Genomic DNA, 21,906 nt, shown 5'->3' on the forward strand with positions numbered 1-21,906 from the left:
CCCTCAATAGGCGTTGAAGGTGAAGGGGATACGCAGCGTCGTCCGCACATCGGCGGCATCGTCGGTCGCGCCGACCTCGACGTTCCAGTTGAGCGTCGTGGTCGGCGAGGTGCGATAGCTGACGCCGAACAGCAGCCGGCCGATCTGGAGGTCGCGGCTGAGGGCGGTGACGGAATCTCCCAGTTCCTGCGTGGTTTGGTTGAGGGCGCGGACGCGGGTCTTGGTGCCCAGCGCCCAGGTCTGCGCATAGCCGAAGCTGATCGATGTCCGCGGATTCAAGGCGATAGCGATGCCTGCGCTCGCCGAGGGCTGGCTGCCCGGTGCGACGCGTTCGATGAACGTGGCGCCGATCTGGCGATTGATGTCGCGCGCGAAGTTGTACGTGTAGCCCAGGGTGGCAAACAAAACCGCCGGATCGCTGGGCAAAATCGCGGTCAGGTTCGGCGTTACCGCCCAGAATCCCGCCCCTGTCGCGCCCTTCAGCGCATTGCCGAGCGCATCACGCGACACACGGAACGGGTCGGTGCCGGTTGGTGCCACGGCCTGCACGCCCGCGATCAGATACGGCGCGCCGTTGTTGCCGTCGGTGAATTGGTAGCGGAGGCCGAAGTCGATATCGCCGATGTTGGCGCCGCTGACCGGGCGGTCGAGCTGCCCGGCGTTCGGCTCGGACGGATTGGCGACCGGCGCGAGCACCGATTTGTCGGAGCGATAGACGAACGGCAGCCGGCCGTTGATCTCGAGCCGGCTCGTCAGTCCGAGCCGCCCGACCGTCCCGACGGTCAGCACGTCCTGTCGGCTCTGGTTGATGTCGAAGACGCCGATCAGCACCGCCTCGGGGATCTGCACGCCACGGAACACCACCTGATTGCGGTCGGCGCGCGCATATTCGAAATTGACCTCGACGGTCGCGCGGCCCGCCTTGGTGATGATCCCGCCCTGTTCCGACAAGACCGCGACCTGCACCTGCCGCTGATCGGAGGGCGCCTCGCCGACGGTCTGCACCTGATTACCGGCCGGCGGTGGCGCGGGCGGCGGTGAGGCGGGCAGCGGCACGCCACCCGGCGGCAAGGCGGTCTGCGCGACCTGCGTTCCCGTATCAGCACGCCCGGACAGCCGCGCCTCCAACCGGTCGATCCGCGCGCGCTGCTCGTCGAGTGCGCGCTGCTGACGGTCCAGTTCCAGTCGCTCGACCGCAAGCGTCCGGCGTAGCTCGTCGCGATCGTCCGCCGCGGCCGGGACCGCCGCGGTCGCCGGTGACACCGGCTGCTGCGCCGCCGCCGGCACAGCGATCAGACTCAAGGAAAGAAACGCACTGGAGGCCGCAGGTCGCATCGAGAATTATCCCCTTTCCCAAGTCATTCAGCGCGGACCTGCGGCCTCGGTCGCGATCCGGTTGACCAGCAGCATACCGTTCATCAGCCCGGCGGGTAGCCCCACCAGATTGACGTTGACGGTGCTGACCGTGTCGATGACGCGATCGTTGGCGGTGTTCGAAATAACGGCGCCGGTCGCCTGCCCGACCAGATGCCGGATCTCGGTGGTTGGCGTCAGCAATTGCACCTGGCTGCCGCGCGCGTCGCTGGTCAGCCGGATGCTTCCGGAGCTGGCGTCGACCGCCGGGCCGTTCGCCACCACCGGCACCGGAGTCTGCCCCGACGCGTCGAGCCAGCCGGTGGTCGGGCCGGAGACGATGTTGACGCTGGCGGGCGCACCGGGGGCGGGCGCGGTGACGGTGGTGCCGGTCGGCGTCCGCGATACCGAGACGGTCGGCCAGCTGGGATCGCCGGTCTCGACGGTGACGGTGCCGGGCACCTCGCTGGGGCTGGATCGCCCGTCGGTGAAGACGCGCACGCCGGGCGCTTCGCTGGAGAAGATCGTGTGCAGCGCGAGTACGCCGTCGATCCGCGTCTGGATGTCGATGCCGATCGCGACGTTGAGCCCGTTGGGCAGCATCAAGCCGCCGCGCATCGTCGCCAGCTCGCGATCGGGGACCGGCACCGGCTTGTCGCCGGAAGGCGCCGCCGGCGCGGCGGCCAGTGCAGCGGCGATCAGCAAAGCGATCGACATGTCAAAACTCTCCCAGACGCGGGCGGGTGAGCGCAAGCTGCGCGCTTTCCAGCGGATCGGCGGGCAGAAACGCGCGACCGTGCGGCGCGCGCGCGAGATCGACGGGCATGTTGAAATGCGACTGCCCGACCGCGTCGCGTCCGCTGATGACGAAGAACACGCCATTCCATTGCTTGGCGAACCGACCGATCGTCTCGCGGCGCAGGCCCAGCGACGGATCGCCGAGCAGCAGGGTCTGATCGTCAATGCCCTTGACGACGACGAAATGGCGATAACCATCGAAATCGATCAGCGCGATGCCGGGCACGCGCGCCTTGGCGATCTGATCGATGCTGACCTTGAAGCCGTCGGCGGCGATCCCGCGCGCCGCGAGGTAGCGCTTCATGTCGAGCAGCGAAAAGCCGAGCCGCCGGATCTGTGCCTGGTCGCCGTCGCGAAACATGCCCAGAAACACGCTCTGCTCGTTCTGCGGATCGTCGTAATGGAAGCGCAGCAGCGTCGCGAGCGCCGCCGATCCGCAACTGAAATCATATTGCTGGCGCACCACGGTTTCGAACCGCCGCCCGATCAGGCTGGTGACGGGCAAGGCGAAGTTGAGCGTCGGCGAAAAATTGGTGACATTCCCGCCTTCGGCCAGCGGCATCGCGGTACAGCCGGCGGTCGCCAGCAGCGCCGCTGGCATCCACCGGCCGAGACGGAGCGGGTCGCGCATCGTTACTGGTTGATCGCGACGTTCACGTTCAGCGACGAATTGATGGAAACGTTGTTTCCGGTGTTCGCGCTGAGCAACGACAGGCCGTTGAGGTTCTGGAAGGAATTGGGGTCGAAGCTGATCGTCCCGGTTTCCGAATGGCCGTTCACGCTGTTGCCGCTGACCGTGCTGGTGTTCTGCGCACGAATTACCTGCGACAGATCCGATTGCCCGGTGACCGCGCCCAGCTGCGCATTGTCGACCGGTGCCGCGGCCCCGAACGGGTTGGCCTGCACCGGCGTCGCGGGCGGCGCGCCCTGCGCCGCTGCCGCGACCGGCAGCGCGGCGGCGAGCAGCGCCGGGCCGATGAAGAGGATACGCATGTCCCGATCTCCCGATCGAACGAAGAAACGGAGGAGGGGCGGCACCGCCACCCCTCCCCACCCCCTTGGTCTTATTGACCACCGCCGAGGTTGATCGTGCCGGCGGCGACGCTGACGTTCACCGCCGAATTCTGCGATGCGCCCGCGCCGGTGTTCATGTTGAGCGATTGCAGCCCGGCAAGGTTCTGGAACGCGCCGTCGCCGGTGGTCAGGCTGTTGTTGACCATATTGGTCGCACCGCCCGGGGTTTGGCTGAAGTCGACCCGCACGCCGGTGACGTAGCTGGCGAGCGTCGCGGACGAAACCACCGCGCTGGCCCCGAAGACGTTCGAGGTCGAGGCCGCCCCGGTTCCGGCCGATGCCATGCCGGTGCTGCGCATCGAGCTGTCGGCGTAGCTGGCATCGCCGTTGGTCGCTACCGAGCCACGGCCCGAGTTGCTGGCGGTGTTGCGACGATCCGAATTGTCGTTGGTCGACATGTTACGGCTGTCGGTGGCGTCGCCATTGTTCGCTGCGACCTGCGCGCCGCTTGCCGAGCTGGTCCGCGACCGGTTCGAACTGTCCGAATTGTCGTTGGTGGACATGTTGCGGCTGTCGGTTGCGGAGCCACTGCCGTTGTTCGCAACCTGCGCGCCGCTGGCGGAGCTGGTCTGCGAATTATCGGACATGTTGCGGCTGTCGGTCGCCGACCCACTGCCGTTCGAGGCAACTTGCGCGCCCGATGCGGAGGTGGTGGTCGTGGTGGTGTTCATCGACTGGTTGCGGCTGTCGCTGGCGTTGCCGCCACCGCTGGCCGCGACCTGTGCGCCGCTCGCCGAATTGTCGGTGTTGGTGGTCGTCATCCGCGAGTTGTTCGACTGGTCGCGGCTGTCGGTGGCAGAACCGCTGCCGTTCGAGGCGACCTGCGCGCCCGATGCGGACGTGGTGGTGGTCGTCGTGGACCGGTTCGAATTGTCGGTGTTCGACGTCGAGCGATCGGCCCGATCGTTGTAGACGGACGACCGGTCGGAATTGTCGGTGTTGGTCACCGAGCGGTTCGAACTATCGGTCGCGTTGCCGCCATTGTTGGCCGCGACCTGCGCGCCCGCCGCACTGCTGCCGTCCGTGTTCGTGGTGGTGCGGGAATTGTTCGAATTGTCGGTCATCGACCGGTTCGAACTGTCAGTCGTCGAGCGATTCGAGCTGTCCGTCCACGAGTTGTTCGTGGTCGCGGTGTTGTTGCTGTCGTGCACCGAGTTGTTCGTGCGCGAATTGTTCGAATTGTCGGTCCACGAGCGATCCGACGAGTCGGTCTGCGTGCTCGTCGCGGTGTTGTTACTGTCGTGAACCGAGTTGTTCGTGCGCGAATTGTTCGAATTGTCCGTCGCCGAACGGTTCGAGTTGTCGGTCCACGAGCGATCCGACGAGTCGGTCTGGGTGCTCGTCGCGGTATTGTTGCTGTCATGAACCGAGTTGTTCGTCCGCGCATTGTTCGAATTATCGGTCATCGAACGATCCGACGAGTCGGTTTGCGTGTTCGTCGCCGTGTTGTTGCTGTCGTTGGTCGAGCTGTTCGTGTTGGTCGAACTGTTGGCGTTGTCGGTGTTGTAGGCGCTGCTCGCCACGTCATTACCGGCCGAATTGCCGGTGTTGGTGTTGGTGTAGGTGCTGCCGGGCTCAGTCGTCTGGGCACAGACGGGGGCGGTCCACGCGAGGACGGGGATCGAGGCGGCGATCAGAAGACGCGATTTCATGGTCAGGCATCCCTTGTTGGCCGGTTCAGCCGGCGATTTCTCCAGCCCGGCAATCCTGCGGACCGAGCCGAATCGGGGGATACCGTTAATCTTTCATTCACCATTCCCCCTCTTCGCAGGCGACTGCCCCTCCCGTTACGCCGCGCGCGCCACCCCCAAATGAGGGGGTAAAAATTGCTGCTATTTGCCTTGTTTCAAAATGGGATAGACTGGATCGAATGATGTGGCGGCCAGTTGGCGTACAACAACGGTAACCCGACACAGGGAATCGGGAATCGACAATGGAGAGGTAGTGCATTGCTTGCAGAGCAGGATCTGCGCATGCTCTTTCGCGGAGCCGCTGCGCGCGCCGATCTATTGGCGCCGCGCGACGGGGAGCTTGCGACATTCGACACATGGGCGGTCGCCGGAGCGCACGGCGCGGGTCTCCTTCCATGACGGCGACGACGGCATGTCGGTATTCGACGATGTCGCATTGGTCACCGGCCATTTCGCCCGCACGCTTGGTGCCGACGCCTGGGCGCTGACCAGCACCCACGAACGGGGAGCTTCGCGGTGCCTCGTTTCCGAGGGTGTCGACCAGGCGACCTGTGCGGCGCTGGTGCAGATCGCCGACCGGATTGACTCGGGCTATAGCCGCCATGCAGCACCGATCTGGTGCGAGCGGGTGGCGGGCGAGCCCGTCGGTTCGGCCTTGGTGATCCCGGTCCAGCACACATCCGGCCAGCCCGGCGCGTTCGTCAACCTGCTCTTCGAACAGCCCGACGAGGACGCGCGGCGCGAGATCGAAAATCGCTGCCTGCGCGAATGGCCAAGCGTCGCGGCATATTTTCGCCTGTGGGAGGCCGCGCGGGCCGCGCAGCAGCGCACGCTCGGCGTCGAAACCGGGCTCAACCTCGTCGCGATCGGGATCGTGCTGCTGTCCGGCGACGGGCATATCGTCTTCGCCAACGACACCGCCCGGCAACTCATGGACCGCCACGACGGCATCCGCGAGCATCGTGGCCAGGTGCAGGCCACCGACCGCAGCGATGCCGCCGCGCTGTCGACCGCGATCGGCTATGTGCTGTCGCAGAGCGGCGCGCACGGTGCGGCGGAGCGGATGCCGCTGCTTATGCTCCACCGCGACAATGGGCCCCCGCTGGTCACCTCCTTCGCCGCGACGCCGCATTCGGCGATCGCGGACGAGGACGGCGCCTTGTTGTTCTTCGTCGATCCGGGGCTCGACATCCACCTGCTTGCCGAGCCGGTGTGCAAGCTGTTCCGATTGTCGCGGGTCGAGACCGAACTCACCTGCCTGCTGGCGTCCGGGCACACGCTGGCCGCCGCCGCGCAGGCGCTGCACGTCAAACTGGGCACCGCGCGCGGCTATCTGAAGCAGGTGTTCGTCAAGACCGGCAGCAACCGGCAGGTCGATCTGGTCCGGCTGATCTTCAGCAACCTGATCCGCGCCTCCGCCCCCGATCAGGTGCAACGGCGCTGATGTAAGAAATCATTGCGGTGCATCCGCTGCGCGATCGGTGCCGTATCCTGGACCGAGATTACCGCGGAGCCGGACTTGGAGAGATCATCGCTTTCGCCATTGTCGCGTGCGCCGGCGCTTGCGCCCGGTGACGTGGTCGCCGGCTATTTCGCGCGGCGGCCACCGGCGACGGAGCGCGGAACGTTGCTGTTACCCGGCGCACCGCGGATCTACGCGCTGCTCGGCGGCACGTCGGACGCGCGGCTGACGATCCGACGGCGGACATCCGACGTCTTGCCGCGGGTCGGTTTCATCGGACCGACGACGAAGATCGCGCACCTGGAGCATGGCGACGCCATCCTGTTCGGGCTGCGGCTGCGCACGACTTCATGGGCGTCGCTGTTCGGCGGTGATCTCTCGCGCTTTACCGATCGGGTCGTGCCGCTGTCGGCGATCGACCTCTCCGCCCCGCCGCTCGTCTGCGATCCAGGTGGCGACCCGGCCGCCGCCTTCGCGCCGTGGCTGGCCGCCCGGCTCGCCGCCGCCTCCGATCGCGATCGCCTGTCACAGCGGCTGATCGACGTGATCGATGCCGATCCGCGCACCTCCGTCGCGGAGGTTGCCGCCGCGCTGCGGATCACGCCGCAACAGCTCTCGGTCGCGTGCCTGCACGGCTTCGGGCTGCCGCCCAAGCGCCTGTTGATGCTCCGCCGCTTCCTGCGCGTGCTCCGCCGCATCCTGCCCGATCCGACCGCGACCGGGCGGGTGCTATGGCAGGCGGGCTATGTCGATCACTCGCATTTCGCCAAGGATTGCCGCCGCTTTCTGGACATGAGCCTGCAAGGCTTCCGGCAGCGGATCGGCGATGCCGACGATCTGGCCTAGCATCGGAACGGCGAAGCCGTTGCGCCAGATCACAGAAGCAGGGCTGGCACAGCGCGTGGTTGTCCGCCACAAGATGCTTCTCTTTCAGGAAGGTACCCTGTGGTTCGACAATTCCCGATCGCGTTGGCGACCGTCATGATGCTGGCCGGATGCGGAGCGGCGCAGGACCCGAAACAGGCCGCCCCTACCCCCGGTCCGTCCGCCGAGCCGGTCAATTACGGCGCGGCCACCCCCGCCAAGACCAAGCCGTTCAAGGCCACGCCGGTCGCGACGTTCGACTCGCCATGGGCGCTCGCCTTCCTCCCCGATCGGCGAATGCTGGTGACCGAGAAGCCCGGCCACCTGTGGCTGGTCACCGCCACCGGGCAGAAGCAGCAGGTCAGCGGCGTCCCGACCGTCCATTTCGAGGGTCAGGGCGGATTGCTGTTCGTCGCGGTATCGCCGACCTACGCTCAGAACGGCCAGGTCTATCTCACCTATTCCGAGCCCGGTGAAGGCGGCGACGGGCTCGCGCTGGCGCGCGCGACGCTCGATGTCAGCGGCGCGGCGCGGCGCCCGCGCTCAAGAACCTCGAGGTCGTCTGGCGTCAGCTCCCGCGCGGCAAGGGCGGGCAGTTCGGTGGCTATATCGCCTTCTCGCCGGACGGCCGTTACCTGTTCCTTACCTCCGGCGAGCGGCAGCGCTTCACCCCCGCGCAGGATCCCGATCAGGCGCTCGGCAAGATCCTGCGGCTGACGCTCGACGGCAAGCCCGCACCGGGCAACCCCGGCGCGGGCAAGACCGGCGGCACGACGATCGGCATCATCGATCCGCCCGAGAACACCGGGTCGGCTGCCAAGGCGCCGGTGCGCAAGGCGGAGATGCCTTCGCCCAACCTTACCCCCGCAGAGACGTGGAGCACCGGACACCGCAACCCCTATGGCCTCGCCTTCGATGCCAAGGGTCGCTTGTGGGAAACCGAAATGGGGCCACAGGGCGGCGACGAGCTGAACCTGATCGAGCCTGGCCGCAACTATGGCTGGCCGCTGGTATCCTACGGCAAGAATTACGACGACACGCCGATCCCGTCGCACAAGGGCAACGCCAAATTCCAGCAGCCCGCGCTCTATTGGAACCCGATCATCGCGCCGGCCGGGCTGACCTTCTACGACGGCAGCATGTTCCCGCAGTGGCGCGGTTCGGCGTTCATCGGCGGGCTCGCCTCGACGGCGCTGATCCGCATCGCCTTCGACGATGCCGTGCCGCGCGAGGCGGAACGCTGGGACATGGGCGCGCGCATCCGCGCGGTCGTCACCGGGCCGGACGGCGCGCTGTGGCTGCTCGAGGACGGCGACGGCGGACGATTGCTGCGGCTGACCGCAGACCGCGCCGGCTGATCCCGCGACGCGCCGACCGCCCCGCGCGCAGGCGGTCGGCGCGTCGCATCATGGCGACCGTTTCATTAACCTCTGTCAGCTAGCGAGCCCCAGGTTAATCGATTGAATTACTCGGGGTTTTTAGTGACATCGTTCTTTATTGCTGCTGCCCTGGCGTCGACGTCGCTGTCGAGCGCCAATGTTACCGACGCGTCCGCCGACACCAACGCCGCGAAGCCCAATGCCGAAGACACCGTCACCACCGGCGTCGCAAAGGGGCGCGACCGGCTGGACAGCGCCACCTCGACCAGCAACCTCAAGGAAGACGATCTCGCGAAGCTCGCGCCGCGTTCGATCGGCGACCTGCTGCGTGACATTCCCGGCATCCGGTCCGAGGCCGCGACCGGCGAGGCACTCGCCAGCGTCTCGATCCGTGGGCTGCCGCTCGCCTCGTCGGGGATCAAGTTCGTGCAGTTGCAGGAGGACGGGCTGCCGGTCCTTGAATTCGGCGACATCCAGGGCGTCGGCCCCGACAGCCTGATCCGCGCCGACCTGAACCTGTCGCAAGTCGAGGTGATCCGCGGTGGTTCGGCCTCGACGTTCGCGTCCAACTCGCCCGGCGGGCTCATCAACTTCATCTCGAAGACCGGCGAGACCGAGGGCGGCGCGATCGCGCTGACCAGCGGGCTCGACTATGAGCAATATCGTGCCGACTTCGACCTCGGCGGCAAGCTCGGCGACACCGCACGCTTCCATCTCGGCGGCTTCTTCCGACAGGGCGAGGGGCCGCGTCGCACCGGCTACGACGCGCAGCGCGGCGGGCAGCTGAAGCTCAACGTCACCAAGACCTTCACCGGCGGGTACATTCGTCTGTACGGCAAGTATCTCGACGATCGCTCGCCCTTCTACGACACCGTCCCGGTGCAGGCGACCGGCGACAACGCCGCGCCCAAGGTTCGCGAGATCGCCAGCTTCGACGCCAACCGCGACATGCTGTTGTCGCGCTACATCCGCAGCAACCTCGTGCTCGACGGCAACAACAATCCCGTCGTCCACGATCTGGCCGAAGGTGTGTCCACGAAGGTCAAGTCGGTCGGTGTGGAAGGCCGGATCGACGTTTCCGGCTGGACGATCACCGAACGCTTCCGCTTCTCCGACGTGTCGGGCGCGTTCGTCACGCCGTTCACCTCGGCCTATCTGCCCGCGACGCAGGGCGCGGCGCTGCTCGGCGGTGCGGGTGCGCGCCTCGCCTATGCCAACGGCCCGCTCGCCGGTCAGGCGATCGCCGATCCGGCCAGCCTCAACGGCAACGGCCTGCTTGCCGCGCTCAACATCCTCGATCTGCGCATCAGATCGATGGACAATGTCACCAACGACGTCCGCGCCAGCCGCGTCTGGGCGATCGGCGACGGCGACCTGACCACCACCGCCGGCTTCTATGCCGCGCGCCAGTCGATCGTCCGCGACGCGCTCTGGTCGACGCTGATCTCCGACGTGCGGGGTGACGGTCGTGCGGCACTGGTCGACGTGACGACCGCGGGCGGTCGCGCGCTGACGCAGAACGGCGTCTATGCCTACAACCTCGCGCTCGCCGGCGGTACGCGCCGCCGCAGCGTCGACCTCGATTATGCCGTCAATGCGCCCTTCGCGTCGGCGAACTATCACTTCGGCCGCGTCGCGATCGGCGCGAGCGTCCGCTACGACTTCGGCACCGCGCGCGGACAGCTGTTCGGCTCCGATCTCGGCGGCGGGCGTGTCGGCACCGTGGCGCGCGACATCGATGGCGACGGCGTGATCTCGTCGCCGGAGACGCGCGTCGGCGTCACTCCACTGACCACCCCCGCGCCGCTCGACTACAGCTACCATTATCTATCCTATTCGAGCGGCATCAACTTCCGCATTGCCGAGCCGCTCGCGGTGTTCGCGCGCTACAGCCGCGGCGCGCGCGCCAATGCCGATCGCATCCTGTTCAGCCCGATCGTCAACACCACCGACGGCAGCCTCGCGACGAAGAGCGCGGCGTTCGATCCGGTCAAGCAGGCCGAGATCGGCATCAAATACCGTCAGGCCGGGCTGACGCTCAACCTGACCGGCTTCTGGGCGAAGGCGCAGGACACCAACGTCGACGTCGTCACCAGCCAGATCATCCAGCGCGACTATCGTGCCACCGGTCTGGAATTCGAGGGCGGAGTGCGCCGCGGGCCGTTCGCGCTGACCGCGGGCGCGACCTATACCGATGCCGAAATCACCCGCGATGCGGTAAACCCGGCGGTGGTCGGCAACACGCCCCGCCATCAGGCGAAGCTGATCTTCCAGGCGACGCCGCAGATAACTACCGACCGGTTCAGCATCGGCGCGGTGTTCATCGGCACCACCGGCAGCTATTCGCAGGATACCAACCTGCTGCGCACGCCGGGGTTCGTCACCACCAACGCCTTCGCGCAGCTGCGTCTCGCGGAGCGGCTGATGCTGGGGGTCAACGCCAACAATCTGTTCGACACGCTGGCGATCACCACCTTCGACGAGGCCGCGATCCCGGCGTCGGGCATCCTGCGCGCGCGCCCGCTCAACGGTCGGACGGTGTCCGCGACCGTCCGTTTCGACTTCTGATCCGCAGTGCCGCGACCGTCTTCGGGCGGTCGCGGCTCAGGGTCTGTACTCAATCGCAACAAGGTCGTGACGGAGCGGATTTTGGCGCCAGGCCAGGAGCAAGGAGGGAGCGATTCTCTCGCATCGTGACCGACGCGTGACGCCGCATGGCGCCAAAAGCCGCCCGCCGCTTGCGGTCGCCTCTGGAAGTCCGCCCAGCATCGTCGCTTGCTTGCGGGTAGCGCAGCTACCCGACTGCGCTTCGCTCCTCGTGGGCGGCCTTCCAGAGGCGATCACGATCCTTGTTGCGATTGAGTACAGACCCTAGGTGTTTGATCCCACGGTTTGATGGTGCGATCCTTTCGTTGGAATGGAAGGAAGCCGTATGGGACAGGTACGTCATGGGTGCGCCACGACCACGCACGCCGTCCGAGCAGCAATACAGCGATCGCAAGCTTCGCTCGCGACGCTGAGCCGGGAACTCGGGATCAACCCGAAGACGGTCGCGAAGTGGCGTAAGAGGGCGACGGTCGAGGACCTGAAGACCGGGCCGAAGGCCCCTCGTTCAACGACCCTGACTGAAGCCGAGGAGGCAATGGTTGTGGCGTTCCGGCGCCACACGTTGCTGCCGCTCGACGACTGCCTCTACGCTCTGCAGCCGTCGATCCCGCACCTGACCCGGTCAGCGCTGCACCGATGCCTACAGCGGCATGGCATCTCCCGCCTGCCGGACATCGAAGGCGACAAGCCGAAGCGGCAGCGCTTCAAGCGCTACCCGATCGGCTTCTTCCACATCGATATTGCCGAGGTGCAGACCGCCGAAGGCAAACTGTACCTTTTCGTCGGCATCGACCGCACCAGCAAGTTCGCGGTCACCCAACTGGTTGAGAAGGCTGACAGGCGGACAGCCTGGGAGTTCCTGGAACACCTGCTGAAAGCCGTGCCTTACCGCGTTCACACGATCCTCACCGATAATGGCATCCAGTTCGCCGAGCAGCCGCGTAATCGCAACACCGCCTGGTCGCGCCAGATGCGCTTCGACATGATCTGCGACGCAAATGGCATCGAGCACCGACTCACGAAACCGAACCATCCATGGACCAACGGTCAGGTCGAGCGAATGAACCGCACCATCAAAGAGGCGACCGTCAAACGCTTCCACTACGAAAGCCACGACCAGTTGCGCACGCACCTCGCCGACTTCATGGCCGCCTACAACTTCGCCCGCCGGCTCAAGACGCTCAGCGGTCTCACGCCCTACGAATACATCGCCAAGATCTGGACGTCAGAGCCAGACCGGTTCATCGTCGACCCGATCCACCAAATGCCAGGACTAAACACCTAGGACAGCAGTGCGCGCACCTCGGCCGCCAGCGTAAGGGGTTCGAACGGCTTGACGATCACGCCCTGCGCGCCGGCGGCGTACAGGGCGACCAGCTCATGCGCGCGGCTATGCGCGGTCATGAAGATCGCCGGCAATTCCGGCACGATCTCCCGCAACGCGTCGAGCAAAGCCGGCCCGTCCATCCCCGGCATCGACACGTCGAGCAGCGCCGCATCGAAGCGCCCGTCGGTCAGCGCCGTCAGCGCCGCGTCCGCGCTGCCGGCCGCGACCACCGCGATCGTCGGGTCCAGTCCCAGCGCCATCGTCACGATCGTCCTGATGTCCGCATCGTCGTCGACGAACAGCAGGTGCAACGCCTTGGTCATCGCCGCTCCTCGCGGTCGCGCAACAGTCGCCGGATCGTGTCGACCACCGTGGCGACACCATGCTGTCCCTTGACGAGCACCGCCGCGGCGCGCCGCGCGACGTCGGGTTGCGCCACCGCACCGGAGAGGATCACCACCGGGATCGGATTGCCGCCGCGGTCGACAAGTTCGGGGAGCAGCGCCGCCACATCGAGCAACTGCGTGTCGAGCAACGCCAATTGCGGCGGTCGCGCCCGCAACAGGGAGCGTGCCGCCTCGACGCCGGCCGCGCACATCATCGCCGCGCTGCCGTGAAATGCCAGCATCATCGTCTCGCACAGATCATGGTCGTCATCGACGTGCAGGATCACCGGCAGCCCAGGTTCCCCCGCGCCCTCGTCGTCCGAGTCGCCAAGCAGCGGCAGATCGAAGGCGAAGCGCGTGCCGCCGCCCGGCAGATCCTCGAACCAGATCGTGCCGTCCAACCGCCGCACGATCTCACGCGCGATCGCCAGCCCAAGCCCGGTCCCGCCCGAACCGCGCACCGTCTGGAAGCGCTCGAACAGCCGCGATCGCAGTTCCTCGGGAACCCCCGCGCCATGATCGTCGACGCTGATCCGCGCGCGCACCGCGACCACGTGCGTCCGCAGCACCACCGTCCCGCCACCGACCGAGGCTTGGATCGCGTTCGACAACAGGTTGGTGACCACCTGCAGCAACCGCCCGGCGTCTCCGGCGACCAGCACCGGCGCGGCTGCGACCTCGTCGACCAGCGTCACGTCGTGCCGCCGCGCCAGCCCCTCATTGTCCAGCGCGGCCTGCGCAGTGATCTCGCGCAGGTCGAGCGGCGTCCGCGCGATCGTCAATTGCCCGCTCTCGATACGGTCGATGTCGAGGATGTCGTTGACCAGCCGGATCAGCCGCCGCGCATTGTTGTCGGCGATATCGACCAGCCGCCCCGCCTGCGCCGGCCACTCGCCCGCATTGCCGGCGCGCAACAATGCCAGCGAACCGATCACCGAGGTCAGCGGCGTGCGCAATTCGTGGCTGACCGTCGAGATCAGCTCGTCCTTGGCGCGCGCGATCCGCAGCCGATCCGACGCGTCGCGCAACGACAGCACGAACCGGTCGCCGTCCGCGCCATGCATCACCCCGATCGCGACATCGACGATGACCTCGCTACCGTCGCGGCGCCGCGCGGTGCGTTCGGGAAACACGTCACGCCCCGCCCCGATCACGGTCCGCAAATCGTCCTCGCCCGGACGTGCCGGAAGGATCGCCGACAGGTCGCGGTCCTGCAGGTCGGCGGTGGTGTAGCCGAGCAGATCGTGTCCCGCGTCGCTGATCGTCTCGATCGTCCCGGCGCGATCGACGATCAACAGCGTGTCGGTGGTGCTCGCCAGGATCGCGGCATTGCGCATCCCCGCCTCGTGCGTGGCGCGCGCCGCTTCGTGGCGATCGGATTGCGACCGCCACCACGCGAGCATGAAGCCCAGCAGCAGCAGGCTCACCAGCGCACCGGTCACTTCGATCAACCGATAGCTGTCGTCGCGATGCGCCCGGAACGATGCCGAGCGCTCGGCGGTGCGCGCGCGCTCGGCCGCACTGGCGCGCGTCACCACGTCGCGCAACCGCTCCATGATCCGCTTGCCGCGACCCGACGCCACCTCGCGCCGCATCGCCGCGAGATCACCGGCGTCGAACAAGGCGATCGTGGCGTCGAGTTCGGCGAACTTGGCGGCGATCAGCGGGTGCAGCGCGCGATCGACTGCCCCGACGTCGCTCAGCAGGCGCTCGACCTGCGCGCGGGCCGGGGCATAAGGCGCCAGGAACGTCCGGTCCCCGGTCAGCAACAGTCCGCGTTGCGCGGTCTCCGCATCCTTCACCGCCGACAGCAGCAGCAACAGCGTCCGCTCGCGCGCGAACGAGCGCGCCGCGGCGGCCTCGGCGTCGACCGCGCGCCGATATTCGATCCCCGTCCAGCCGATCAGCGCCGCGAGCAGCAGCGGCATCAGCGTCGCGATCAGGAAAAACGCCAGCGCGATGGCGGAAGCAACGGCGAAACGGACGCCGCCGCGATGTTCACTGATCCGTACGACCGATTAACGGCCGCGCCGCCAGCAGCGCCTGCGCGCGATTGCTGACCCCCAGCTTGCGGAAGATGACGGTCAGATGCGCCTTGATCGTCGCCTCGGTCACGCCAAGGTCGCGCGCGATCTGCTTGTTCGCATGCCCGTCCGCCAGCGCGAGCAACACCGCGCGCTGCGCATTGGACAGCGTCGCCAGCCGCGTGAGCAGGTCGCCCAGCGCGCTGGCATCGTTCGTCGTGGCCGGGGGGAAGACCTGCTGCCCGCCATCCACGCGCCGCAGCTGCTCCGCCAGATCGTCGAGCGGCAGGCTCTTGTAGAGATAGCCCGCTGCGCCGACCGCGCGCGCCGCTTCCACCAGCCGCGGCTCCTCGCTGGCGGTCACCACCACGATCGGTGTGCCGGGCGCGTGCATCTGCAAGGTCATCAGCCCGGAAAAGCCGCGCGCATCGGGAAGGTGGAAATCGAGCAGGATCATCCGCAATGGCGTGCGCTCGGCAAGTGTGCGTGCCTCCGCGATCGATCCGGCCGCCATGATCGACACGCCGGGGAGCGCGGCACGCGCCGCCATCGCCAGCCCCTCGCGCGTCAGCGGGTGATCGTCGGCGACCAACGCACGCCCTCCCAACCTCTGACCTTCTTCTTCCATGCCGCTGTGATTTCAGTTGTTACGTTATCGAGGATCGTGCTCGTCCATGGCGGTGTCCAGAGACAATTGTTACCAAAGGCCAGCGAATCGAATAACATAGCGTAGAATGATCGTCCTGATTGAACCCATGTTGGATGCTATGGCGGCCGCACGCGACATTGCGGTGCAGCATGGCTGGGTGCATCGATCCTGCCTGATGTCGGCGGCGGCGGCGGGGGCGGACGATGACGACATCATGCTCCACGCCATCGAGGACGCTGCCGCGACCGACACGACATGGTCACCGCTCGCCACCGTCGCCCCGGCGATCGCACTGGCATCCGCGGCATGGATCGCGCGCACCGACTGGGCCGCGCGGGGCTATGTCGCCGCCGTCGATCGGCGCGACCTTGCCCAGATCCTGCCCGGCGTTATCGCGGAGTGGAGCCATGCGACGCGGCTGGCGACGATCGACCGGCTTGGCGCCACGTTCGGGACCGCGCCGGTCGCCGCGCTGCTGAGCGGGCTCCGCAACGTGCTGGAGGTCGCGATCGGGACGCACGATGATCCTGCGCTGCTCGCCGCCGAGGCGCACCGCATCGCCGGCCTTGCGGGAACGCTCGGCTTCGCGGCACTCGGGCGGCATTGGCTGCGCGTCGCCGAAGGCGGGAGCGCTCCGTCCGCCGCGACCCGCCGCGCCACCGCGCACGCTTTCGCCACGCTCGACCGCGCGGGGGTCGCGACGTCCTAGTCAATCATGATCCGGCGCGCCGCCGGTCAGTCGTCGCGTGCGACCTGAAAGCCCGCGAACGACTGGCTGACCGGCATAAGTTCCAGCCGGTTGATGTTCAGATGCGGTGGCAGCGTCGCGATCCACAGCAATGTCGCGGCGATATCCTCGGCGGTCATCGGCGTGGCCCCGGCATAAAGCGTGTCGGAGGCGTCCTGATTGCCGCCGGTCCGCACCAGCGTGAACTCGGTCTCGACCATCCCCGGATCGATCGCGCTGACGCGCACCCCGGTCCCGTGCAGGTCCGAGCGCAGGTTGAGCGTGAATTGCTGCACGAACGCCTTCGTACCGCCATAGACGTTGCCGCCCGGATAGGGGTAGCTGCCCGCGACCGACGCGATGTTGACGATCCCGCCCTTGCGCGCGATCAATCCCGGCAGCAGCTTGTGCGTCACCGATACCAACGCGGTGACGTTGGTGTCGATCATCGTCCGCCATTGCGCGAGATCAGCCTTCTGCGCTGGCGCGGTACCGAGCGCGAGCCCGGCGTTGTTGACGAGCAGGTCGATGTCGCGAAACGGCTCCGGCAACGCGTCGAGCGCAGCATCGCGCGCCGCTTCGTCGCGAACGTCGAACGCGGCGGTGTGCACCAGGTCCCCACATTCCGCCGCCAGCGCGGCGAGCCGGTCGGCGCGCCGGCCGGTGGCGATCACCTGCCAGCCCGCACCGGCCAGCGCCCGCGTCGTCGCCTGACCGATCCCCGACGTGGCACCCGTCACAATCGCCGTCTTCATTCGTCAGTCTCCCATGGACCGCGCCGCTTTGGCCGGCGGCGCGGGGCAATGGCCGCGATCTGCAACGATCACAGATGCATTTCCAGCCCTGCCCCCAATGTCTGAGGATCGCCGAGGATGCCGCGTCGCCCGTCGAGAGTGCGATATTGCAGATAGTCGGCATCCAGCAGGTTGCGCGCGAACACGAACACCGTCCATTGCCCGGCGTCATAGCCGATCCGGGCATTCACCACCGTCCGGCCGGGCAGGCGACTTTGTCCCTGCGTCGTGCCCACGTCGGTATAGACCCCACTGCGGTAATTGGCGTTGACGTTACCCGTGATCGCACCGGCACGCGCATTCAGCCCACCCGCCAATGTCCAGCGCGGCGCGTATGGAAATTGCGTCCCCGCCAACTCGACGATGCTGGTGGCCCCCGCCGGCAGGCTGAACCGGTCGAAGCGGGTGCGCACGTGCCCGGCCGAGAGATAGGCATCGAACTGGCGTTTGACGCGCCCCAGCACCTCGATCTCGCCGCCGTACAAATGCGACTTGCCTGCATTGACGGTGTTGTAATCGTAGCTGTTCAGCCCGAAGAAGGCGTTGGTCTGCTGGTTGCGCCAATCGACGTAGAAGACGTTCGCGTTGACCGTCAGCCGTCCGTTCAGCCAGCGTGAGCGCAGCGCGCCTTCGTAGTTCCAGCTATATTCGGGGTTATAGGCAACCAGGCGCGCGCGGGCGATATTCTGGCTCGATCCGCCCGATCGATAGGCCCGCTGCACCGTGAAGCTGGTGGTCAGGTCGGGCGTCCACTCCATGCTGATCCCGGCCTTGGGCAACAGGGCATCGAAGCGCCGCGCATTGTCCGCCCGCGCCGATGCCGCCTGTGCGACGAGGGCGAGCACGCCGCGATTGATCGCCGTGACCGCCCCGTTGAGCGGTGTCCCGGCCGCCCCGAAGTCGGTCGGCGCGGGCAAGGTGCCGTTGAACGTGGCGATGGTCTCGGCACCGTAGCGGTTGTCCTCATGATCGTAGCGGAAGCCACCGAGCAACGAGAAGCGATCGGTCAGGCGAAACCGCGCATCACCGAACAATGCAGCGTTGCGCACCAGCATCGGCTGGTCGGCGATATAAAGGACCGGAATCTGTGGCAGCGCGTTCGCATAGCGCGCCGCAATCTGGCGCGCCGACGTCGCAGGCACACCGCCGCCCTGCAGCAACTGGGCGATCGTGGCGACCGGCGTCACGATATTCACGCGGCTGTTGGCCGCGAGTTCGCCCGAACGGCGATACACCCATGCGCCTGCCAGCCCGCTCAGCCGCTCGCCATCGAAATTGAGCCGCATTTCCTGCGTCCACGTCCGATAGCGGCTGTCGTTGTTGATATATTGCAGGTCCGCGGCGGTGCCATCGCCATCGGCCAGCGCCAGCGTCGCGGTGCGGTTGAACGACGTCACACTCGACAGCCGCAGCCGCGGCGCGATCTCGTAGCCGATGTTCAGCACCGCGATGTCGGAACGGATATAGCCGCGGTTACGCTGGTCGTTGGTCGACTGGCGATGATCGTAGAAGTCCGGCGTCGTCAGGTTGGCATATTCGAACAGATAGCCGCCGTCGCGGCGCACGCGATTGAAGCTCGCGCGCACGTCCAGCCCGGGCAACGCCTGCGGCGTCCAGTGCAGCTTGCCGCGCAGGTTGAGCAGCGTCAGCTTGTCGTCATACCCGCCGCGCGTGACGTTGCGGATCAGTCCGCGGTCGGCACGCCGCTCGGCCGAAAGGCGGATCCCGAGTTCGTCGCGGATCAACGGTCCGCCCGCTGCCGCCGAGAAGGTGCGCTCGTCGCGGTTGGTCCACAACACACGTCCGTCCGCGCTATAGTCCGAGGGTGACGCGTCGCGCGTGGTGAGCACCACTGCCCCTGCCAGCGCGTTGAGGCCCTGGATCGTCGATTGCGGCCCGCGCAGCACCTCGACCTGTTCCACGTCCCACAGGTCGGTCGGACCGCCGAACAGCGCCTGCCGCGGGATCGGCGCGCCATCGACATAGACGGTCGCAGTGTCGGCGTTGCCGCCCGCGCCCACGCCTTGATTGTTGATGCCGCGGATCGTGAACCCCGAAGCGCCATAGGTGGCGGAGACATTGGCGGTGCGATCGTAGATATCCTGCACCGTCAGGATGTTCTCCTGACTGATGCGCTCCGGCGTGGTGACCGCGACGCTGGTGGCGGTCTGCTGAAGCGTGCGGTTCGACTTCTCTCCGGTGACGATGATGTCGTCCGGTGGTGCGTCCTGCACCTGTTGAGCGCGGCCCGGCGTCGCGGCCACCAGCGCGGCGGAATAGAGCAAACAGGTAATCGGCTTCATCATGGCCCCCCTCTGCGGGCCGGCTACATTCCACGATAATGCAAATCAATATCAGGCTTGCAGTTTGGCGGATCGGGTTACCCAAGTTGGGGATAGCGACGGCTCATCGCCGCGCCGAGGGTCTGTACTCAATCGCAACAAGGTCGTGACGGAGCGGATTTTGGCGCCAGGCCAGGAGCAAGGAGGGAGCGATGCCAAAGCATCGTGACCGACGCGCGACGCCGCATGGCGCCAAAAGCCGCCCGCCGCGCAGCGGTCGCCCTGGAAGGCCGCCCAGCTTTGTCGCTTGCTTGCGGGTAGCTCCGCTACCCGATGCGCTTCGCTCCTCGTGGGCGGCCTTCCAGGGGCGATCACGATCCTTGTTGCGATTGGGTACAGACCCTAGGCTGGTATCGTGCCGATCCGACCGGAGATCTCGATGCGTCGTACTGCCCTGCTCGCCCTCACCCTCGCGTCCTTGCCCGCGCTGCTCTCCGCCCAGACCGGCACGCCGCGCTACAAGCCCTGGGGGCTCGAGCTTCAGGACATGGATCGGCAGGTGAAGCCGGGCGATGACTTCTACGCCTACGCGCTCGGCACCTGGCTGCGCGATCATCCGATCCCGGCCGACAAGGTCGGCGCCGGCTACAATTACGACCTGCCCGACGAGATCGAGGGGCAGGTGCGGCGGATCGTCGAGCAGGCAGCGGCCACGCCGACGACACCGACAGCGCGCAAGGTCGGCGATTTCTACGCGGCATGGATGAACGAACAGGCGATCGAGGCGCGCGAGCTCGCCCCGCTCCGTCCATGGCTGGCGCGGATCGACGCGGTCCAAACGCGCCCGCAACTCGTCCAACTGATGATGCGCCCGGGCTTCGCCTCGCCGGTCAACATCGGCATCTCCACCGACGCCGACGATCCGACCCATTATATGGTCGATGCCTCGCAGGCGCGGCTCGGGCTGCCCACGCGTGATTACTACCTGCTGTCCGGCGAAAAGTATGACGCGATCCGCCGTGCCTACCGCGCCTATCTGATCCAGATCCAGCAACTGGCCGGCATTTCCGACGCCGCCGCCAAAGCGGACCGGATCATCGCGCTCGAAACGCGGCTGAGCCGCGACCAATGGACGCCAGAGCAGCGCCGCGATCCCGTCAAGACGCACAATCCGATGACGCGCGCGCAACTCACGACGCTCGCGCCCGAGCTGGACTGGACACCGACGCTCGCCGCGATGGGGCTGGGCGCGGCGGGCAAGGTCAACGTGACGGAGCCGAGCGCGATCGCGGCCGCGTCGAAGCGGCTGGGCGACGTCCCGATCTCGACATGGAAGGAGTGGATGGCCGCCCGCTTCGTCTCGAACGCCGCGCCGTTCCTGCCGCACGCGTTCGATCAGGCGAACTTCGACTTCTATTCCAAGACGATGCGCGGCGTGCCCGAACAGCGCGCCCGCTGGAAGCGCGGCATGTCGCTCATCGACGACGCGCTGGGAGAGGCGGTCGGCGCGATCTACGTGCAACGCTATTGGTCGCCCGCCACGCAAGCAAAGGCCGACGAACTCGTCGCGGACATGCAGGCCGCTTATAAGGACAAGATCGACGCTGCGTCTTGGATGGACGGCGCGACCCGCAAGGCGGCGCTGGCCAAGCTTGCGACCTTCGATCCGCGGATCGGCCATCCGCAGAAGTGGATCGACTATTCGACCTTGGCGGTCAGCCGTACCGATCCGCTCGCGAACAACATGGCGGTCGCCGATTTTCAGTGGCGGCTGCAACTCCGGCGCTTCCCCAAGCCGGTCGATCGCGGGCTGTGGTATATGACGCCGCAGACGGTGAACGCCTATTACGACCCGACGATGAACCAGATCACGCTGCCCGCGGCGATCCTGCAACCGCCGTTCTTCGATCCGAACGCCGATCCGGCGGTCAATTACGCGGAGACCGGCGCGACGACGATCGGGCATGAGATGGGCCACGGCTTCGACGATCAGGGGCGGCAGTTCGACGCGAGCGGGCGGCTGCGCGACTGGTGGAGCAAGGACACCGCCGCCAAGTACAACGTCCAGGCCGACCGGCTGTCCGGGCAGTTCGACCAATATGAGCCGATCCCCGGCGTCAAGATCAAGGGACGGCTGACGCTGGGCGAGAATCTCGCGGATCTCGGCGGGCTGGAAACGGCCTATGCCGCCTACCGCCGCTATGTCGCGCGCCATGGCGAGCCGCCGGTGCTCGACGGGATGACCGGCGATCAGCGCTTCTTCCTCGCCTATGCGCAGGCGTGGCAGGGCAAGCGGCGTGAGGAAGCGGTCCGCCAGCAATTGCTCAGCGACCCGCACTCGCCCGACAAATATCGCGTCAACGGCATCGTCCGCAATTTCGCGCCCTGGTATCAGGCGTTCGGCGTCAAGCCCGGCGACGCAATGTACCTCGCGCCGGAGCAGCGCGTCAGCATCTGGCGCTGATGCGCTGTTGGCCGCGAACGTGCGT

The 21,906-nt window shown here is 66.9% G+C and carries 16 protein-coding genes and 2 pseudogenes; 8 read left to right on the top strand and 10 right to left on the bottom strand.

Features of this window, described 5'->3' with window-relative positions; genetic code table 11:
- Nucleotides 1-3: 3 nt before the first annotated feature.
- The 5 genes from QP166_RS12090 to QP166_RS12110 all read right to left on the bottom strand — a co-directional run bounded on the left by QP166_RS12090 (nucleotide 4) and on the right by QP166_RS12110 (nucleotide 4,877).
- On the bottom strand, nucleotides 4-1,302 hold the full coding sequence (locus tag QP166_RS12090) for a hypothetical protein (RefSeq protein ID WP_333916123.1): 1,299 nt from the start codon (nucleotides 1,300-1,302) through the stop codon (nucleotides 4-6).
- 60 nt (nucleotides 1,303-1,362) lie between these two features.
- A complete protein-coding gene (locus QP166_RS12095; protein ID WP_333916124.1) occupies nucleotides 1,363-2,070 on the bottom strand; it encodes a hypothetical protein in 708 nt (235 codons plus the stop codon).
- Nucleotide 2,071: 1 nt separating this feature from the next.
- Nucleotides 2,072-2,782, bottom strand: a complete 711-nt coding sequence (locus QP166_RS12100; RefSeq protein WP_333916125.1) for a C39 family peptidase — start codon at nucleotides 2,780-2,782, stop codon at nucleotides 2,072-2,074.
- Between the two features lie 2 nt (nucleotides 2,783-2,784).
- Nucleotides 2,785-3,144: a hypothetical protein gene (locus QP166_RS12105; protein ID WP_333916126.1), complete on the bottom strand. Its 360-nt coding sequence runs from the start codon at nucleotides 3,142-3,144 to the stop codon at nucleotides 2,785-2,787.
- Nucleotides 3,145-3,215: 71 nt separating this feature from the next.
- On the bottom strand, nucleotides 3,216-4,877 hold the full coding sequence (locus tag QP166_RS12110; protein ID WP_333916127.1) for a beta strand repeat-containing protein: 1,662 nt from the start codon (nucleotides 4,875-4,877) through the stop codon (nucleotides 3,216-3,218).
- A 451-nt stretch (nucleotides 4,878-5,328) separates the two neighbouring features.
- Here QP166_RS12110 and QP166_RS12115 point away from each other — a divergent pair, with 451 nt between their 5' ends.
- From QP166_RS12115 to QP166_RS12140, 6 genes and pseudogenes are all read left to right on the top strand, one after another.
- Nucleotides 5,329-6,360, top strand: coding sequence for a helix-turn-helix transcriptional regulator (locus QP166_RS12115; RefSeq protein WP_333916128.1), 1,032 nt, complete (start codon nucleotides 5,329-5,331; stop codon nucleotides 6,358-6,360).
- A gap of 75 nt (nucleotides 6,361-6,435) precedes the next feature.
- Nucleotides 6,436-7,224 (top strand): helix-turn-helix domain-containing protein, encoded by a 789-nt coding sequence (locus QP166_RS12120; RefSeq protein WP_333916129.1) that lies wholly within the window; start codon nucleotides 6,436-6,438, stop codon nucleotides 7,222-7,224.
- Nucleotides 7,225-7,539: 315 nt separating this feature from the next.
- Nucleotides 7,540-7,668, top strand: a pseudogene (locus QP166_RS12125) (PQQ-dependent sugar dehydrogenase); the annotation flags it as partial.
- Between the two features lie 131 nt (nucleotides 7,669-7,799).
- Nucleotides 7,800-8,600, top strand: a pseudogene (locus tag QP166_RS12130) (PQQ-dependent sugar dehydrogenase); the annotation flags it as partial.
- A 123-nt stretch (nucleotides 8,601-8,723) separates the two neighbouring features.
- Nucleotides 8,724-11,189 carry a TonB-dependent receptor domain-containing protein gene (locus tag QP166_RS12135; RefSeq protein ID WP_333916130.1) on the top strand — a complete coding sequence of 822 codons (2,466 nt, stop codon included), beginning with the start codon at nucleotides 8,724-8,726 and terminating at the stop codon, nucleotides 11,187-11,189.
- 364 nt (nucleotides 11,190-11,553) lie between these two features.
- Nucleotides 11,554-12,513, top strand: a complete 960-nt coding sequence (locus QP166_RS12140) for an IS481 family transposase (RefSeq protein WP_333914047.1) — start codon at nucleotides 11,554-11,556, stop codon at nucleotides 12,511-12,513.
- Here QP166_RS12140 and QP166_RS12145 read toward each other — a convergent pair.
- The 3 genes from QP166_RS12145 to QP166_RS12155 form a co-directional block, all read right to left on the bottom strand.
- Nucleotides 12,510-12,878, bottom strand: a complete 369-nt coding sequence (locus QP166_RS12145; protein ID WP_333916131.1) for a response regulator — start codon at nucleotides 12,876-12,878, stop codon at nucleotides 12,510-12,512. The two genes, QP166_RS12140 and QP166_RS12145, sit on opposite strands and share 4 nt — an antisense overlap.
- Nucleotides 12,875-14,869: a hybrid sensor histidine kinase/response regulator gene (locus QP166_RS12150; RefSeq protein WP_333916132.1), complete on the bottom strand. Its 1,995-nt coding sequence runs from the start codon at nucleotides 14,867-14,869 to the stop codon at nucleotides 12,875-12,877. The genes QP166_RS12145 and QP166_RS12150 overlap by 4 nt, the downstream gene beginning before the upstream one ends.
- 70 nt (nucleotides 14,870-14,939) lie before the next feature.
- Nucleotides 14,940-15,572 (bottom strand): response regulator transcription factor, encoded by a 633-nt coding sequence (locus QP166_RS12155; protein ID WP_333916133.1) that lies wholly within the window; start codon nucleotides 15,570-15,572, stop codon nucleotides 14,940-14,942.
- Between the two features lie 160 nt (nucleotides 15,573-15,732).
- Between QP166_RS12155 and QP166_RS12160 the strand changes: the two genes are divergently transcribed.
- A complete protein-coding gene (locus QP166_RS12160) occupies nucleotides 15,733-16,323 on the top strand; it encodes a hypothetical protein (RefSeq protein WP_333916134.1) in 591 nt (196 codons plus the stop codon).
- Between the two features lie 26 nt (nucleotides 16,324-16,349).
- Here the strand turns inward: QP166_RS12160 and QP166_RS12165 are convergent, their stop codons facing one another.
- Both QP166_RS12165 and QP166_RS12170 read right to left on the bottom strand, forming a co-directional pair.
- Nucleotides 16,350-17,096: an SDR family NAD(P)-dependent oxidoreductase gene (locus QP166_RS12165; RefSeq protein WP_333916135.1), complete on the bottom strand. Its 747-nt coding sequence runs from the start codon at nucleotides 17,094-17,096 to the stop codon at nucleotides 16,350-16,352.
- Between the two features lie 68 nt (nucleotides 17,097-17,164).
- On the bottom strand, nucleotides 17,165-19,438 hold the full coding sequence (locus QP166_RS12170; protein ID WP_333916136.1) for a TonB-dependent receptor: 2,274 nt from the start codon (nucleotides 19,436-19,438) through the stop codon (nucleotides 17,165-17,167).
- A gap of 418 nt (nucleotides 19,439-19,856) precedes the next feature.
- Here QP166_RS12170 and QP166_RS12175 point away from each other — a divergent pair, with 418 nt between their 5' ends.
- The gene (locus QP166_RS12175) at nucleotides 19,857-21,881 is read left to right on the top strand and encodes a M13 family metallopeptidase (RefSeq protein ID WP_333916137.1); all 2,025 of its coding nucleotides are present in this window, start codon (nucleotides 19,857-19,859) and stop codon (nucleotides 21,879-21,881) included.
- Nucleotides 21,882-21,906 lie beyond the last annotated feature (25 nt).

This window comes from Sphingomonas sp. LR60 (genome assembly GCF_036855935.1).
Taxonomy (GTDB): Bacteria; Pseudomonadota; Alphaproteobacteria; order Sphingomonadales; family Sphingomonadaceae; genus Sphingomonas.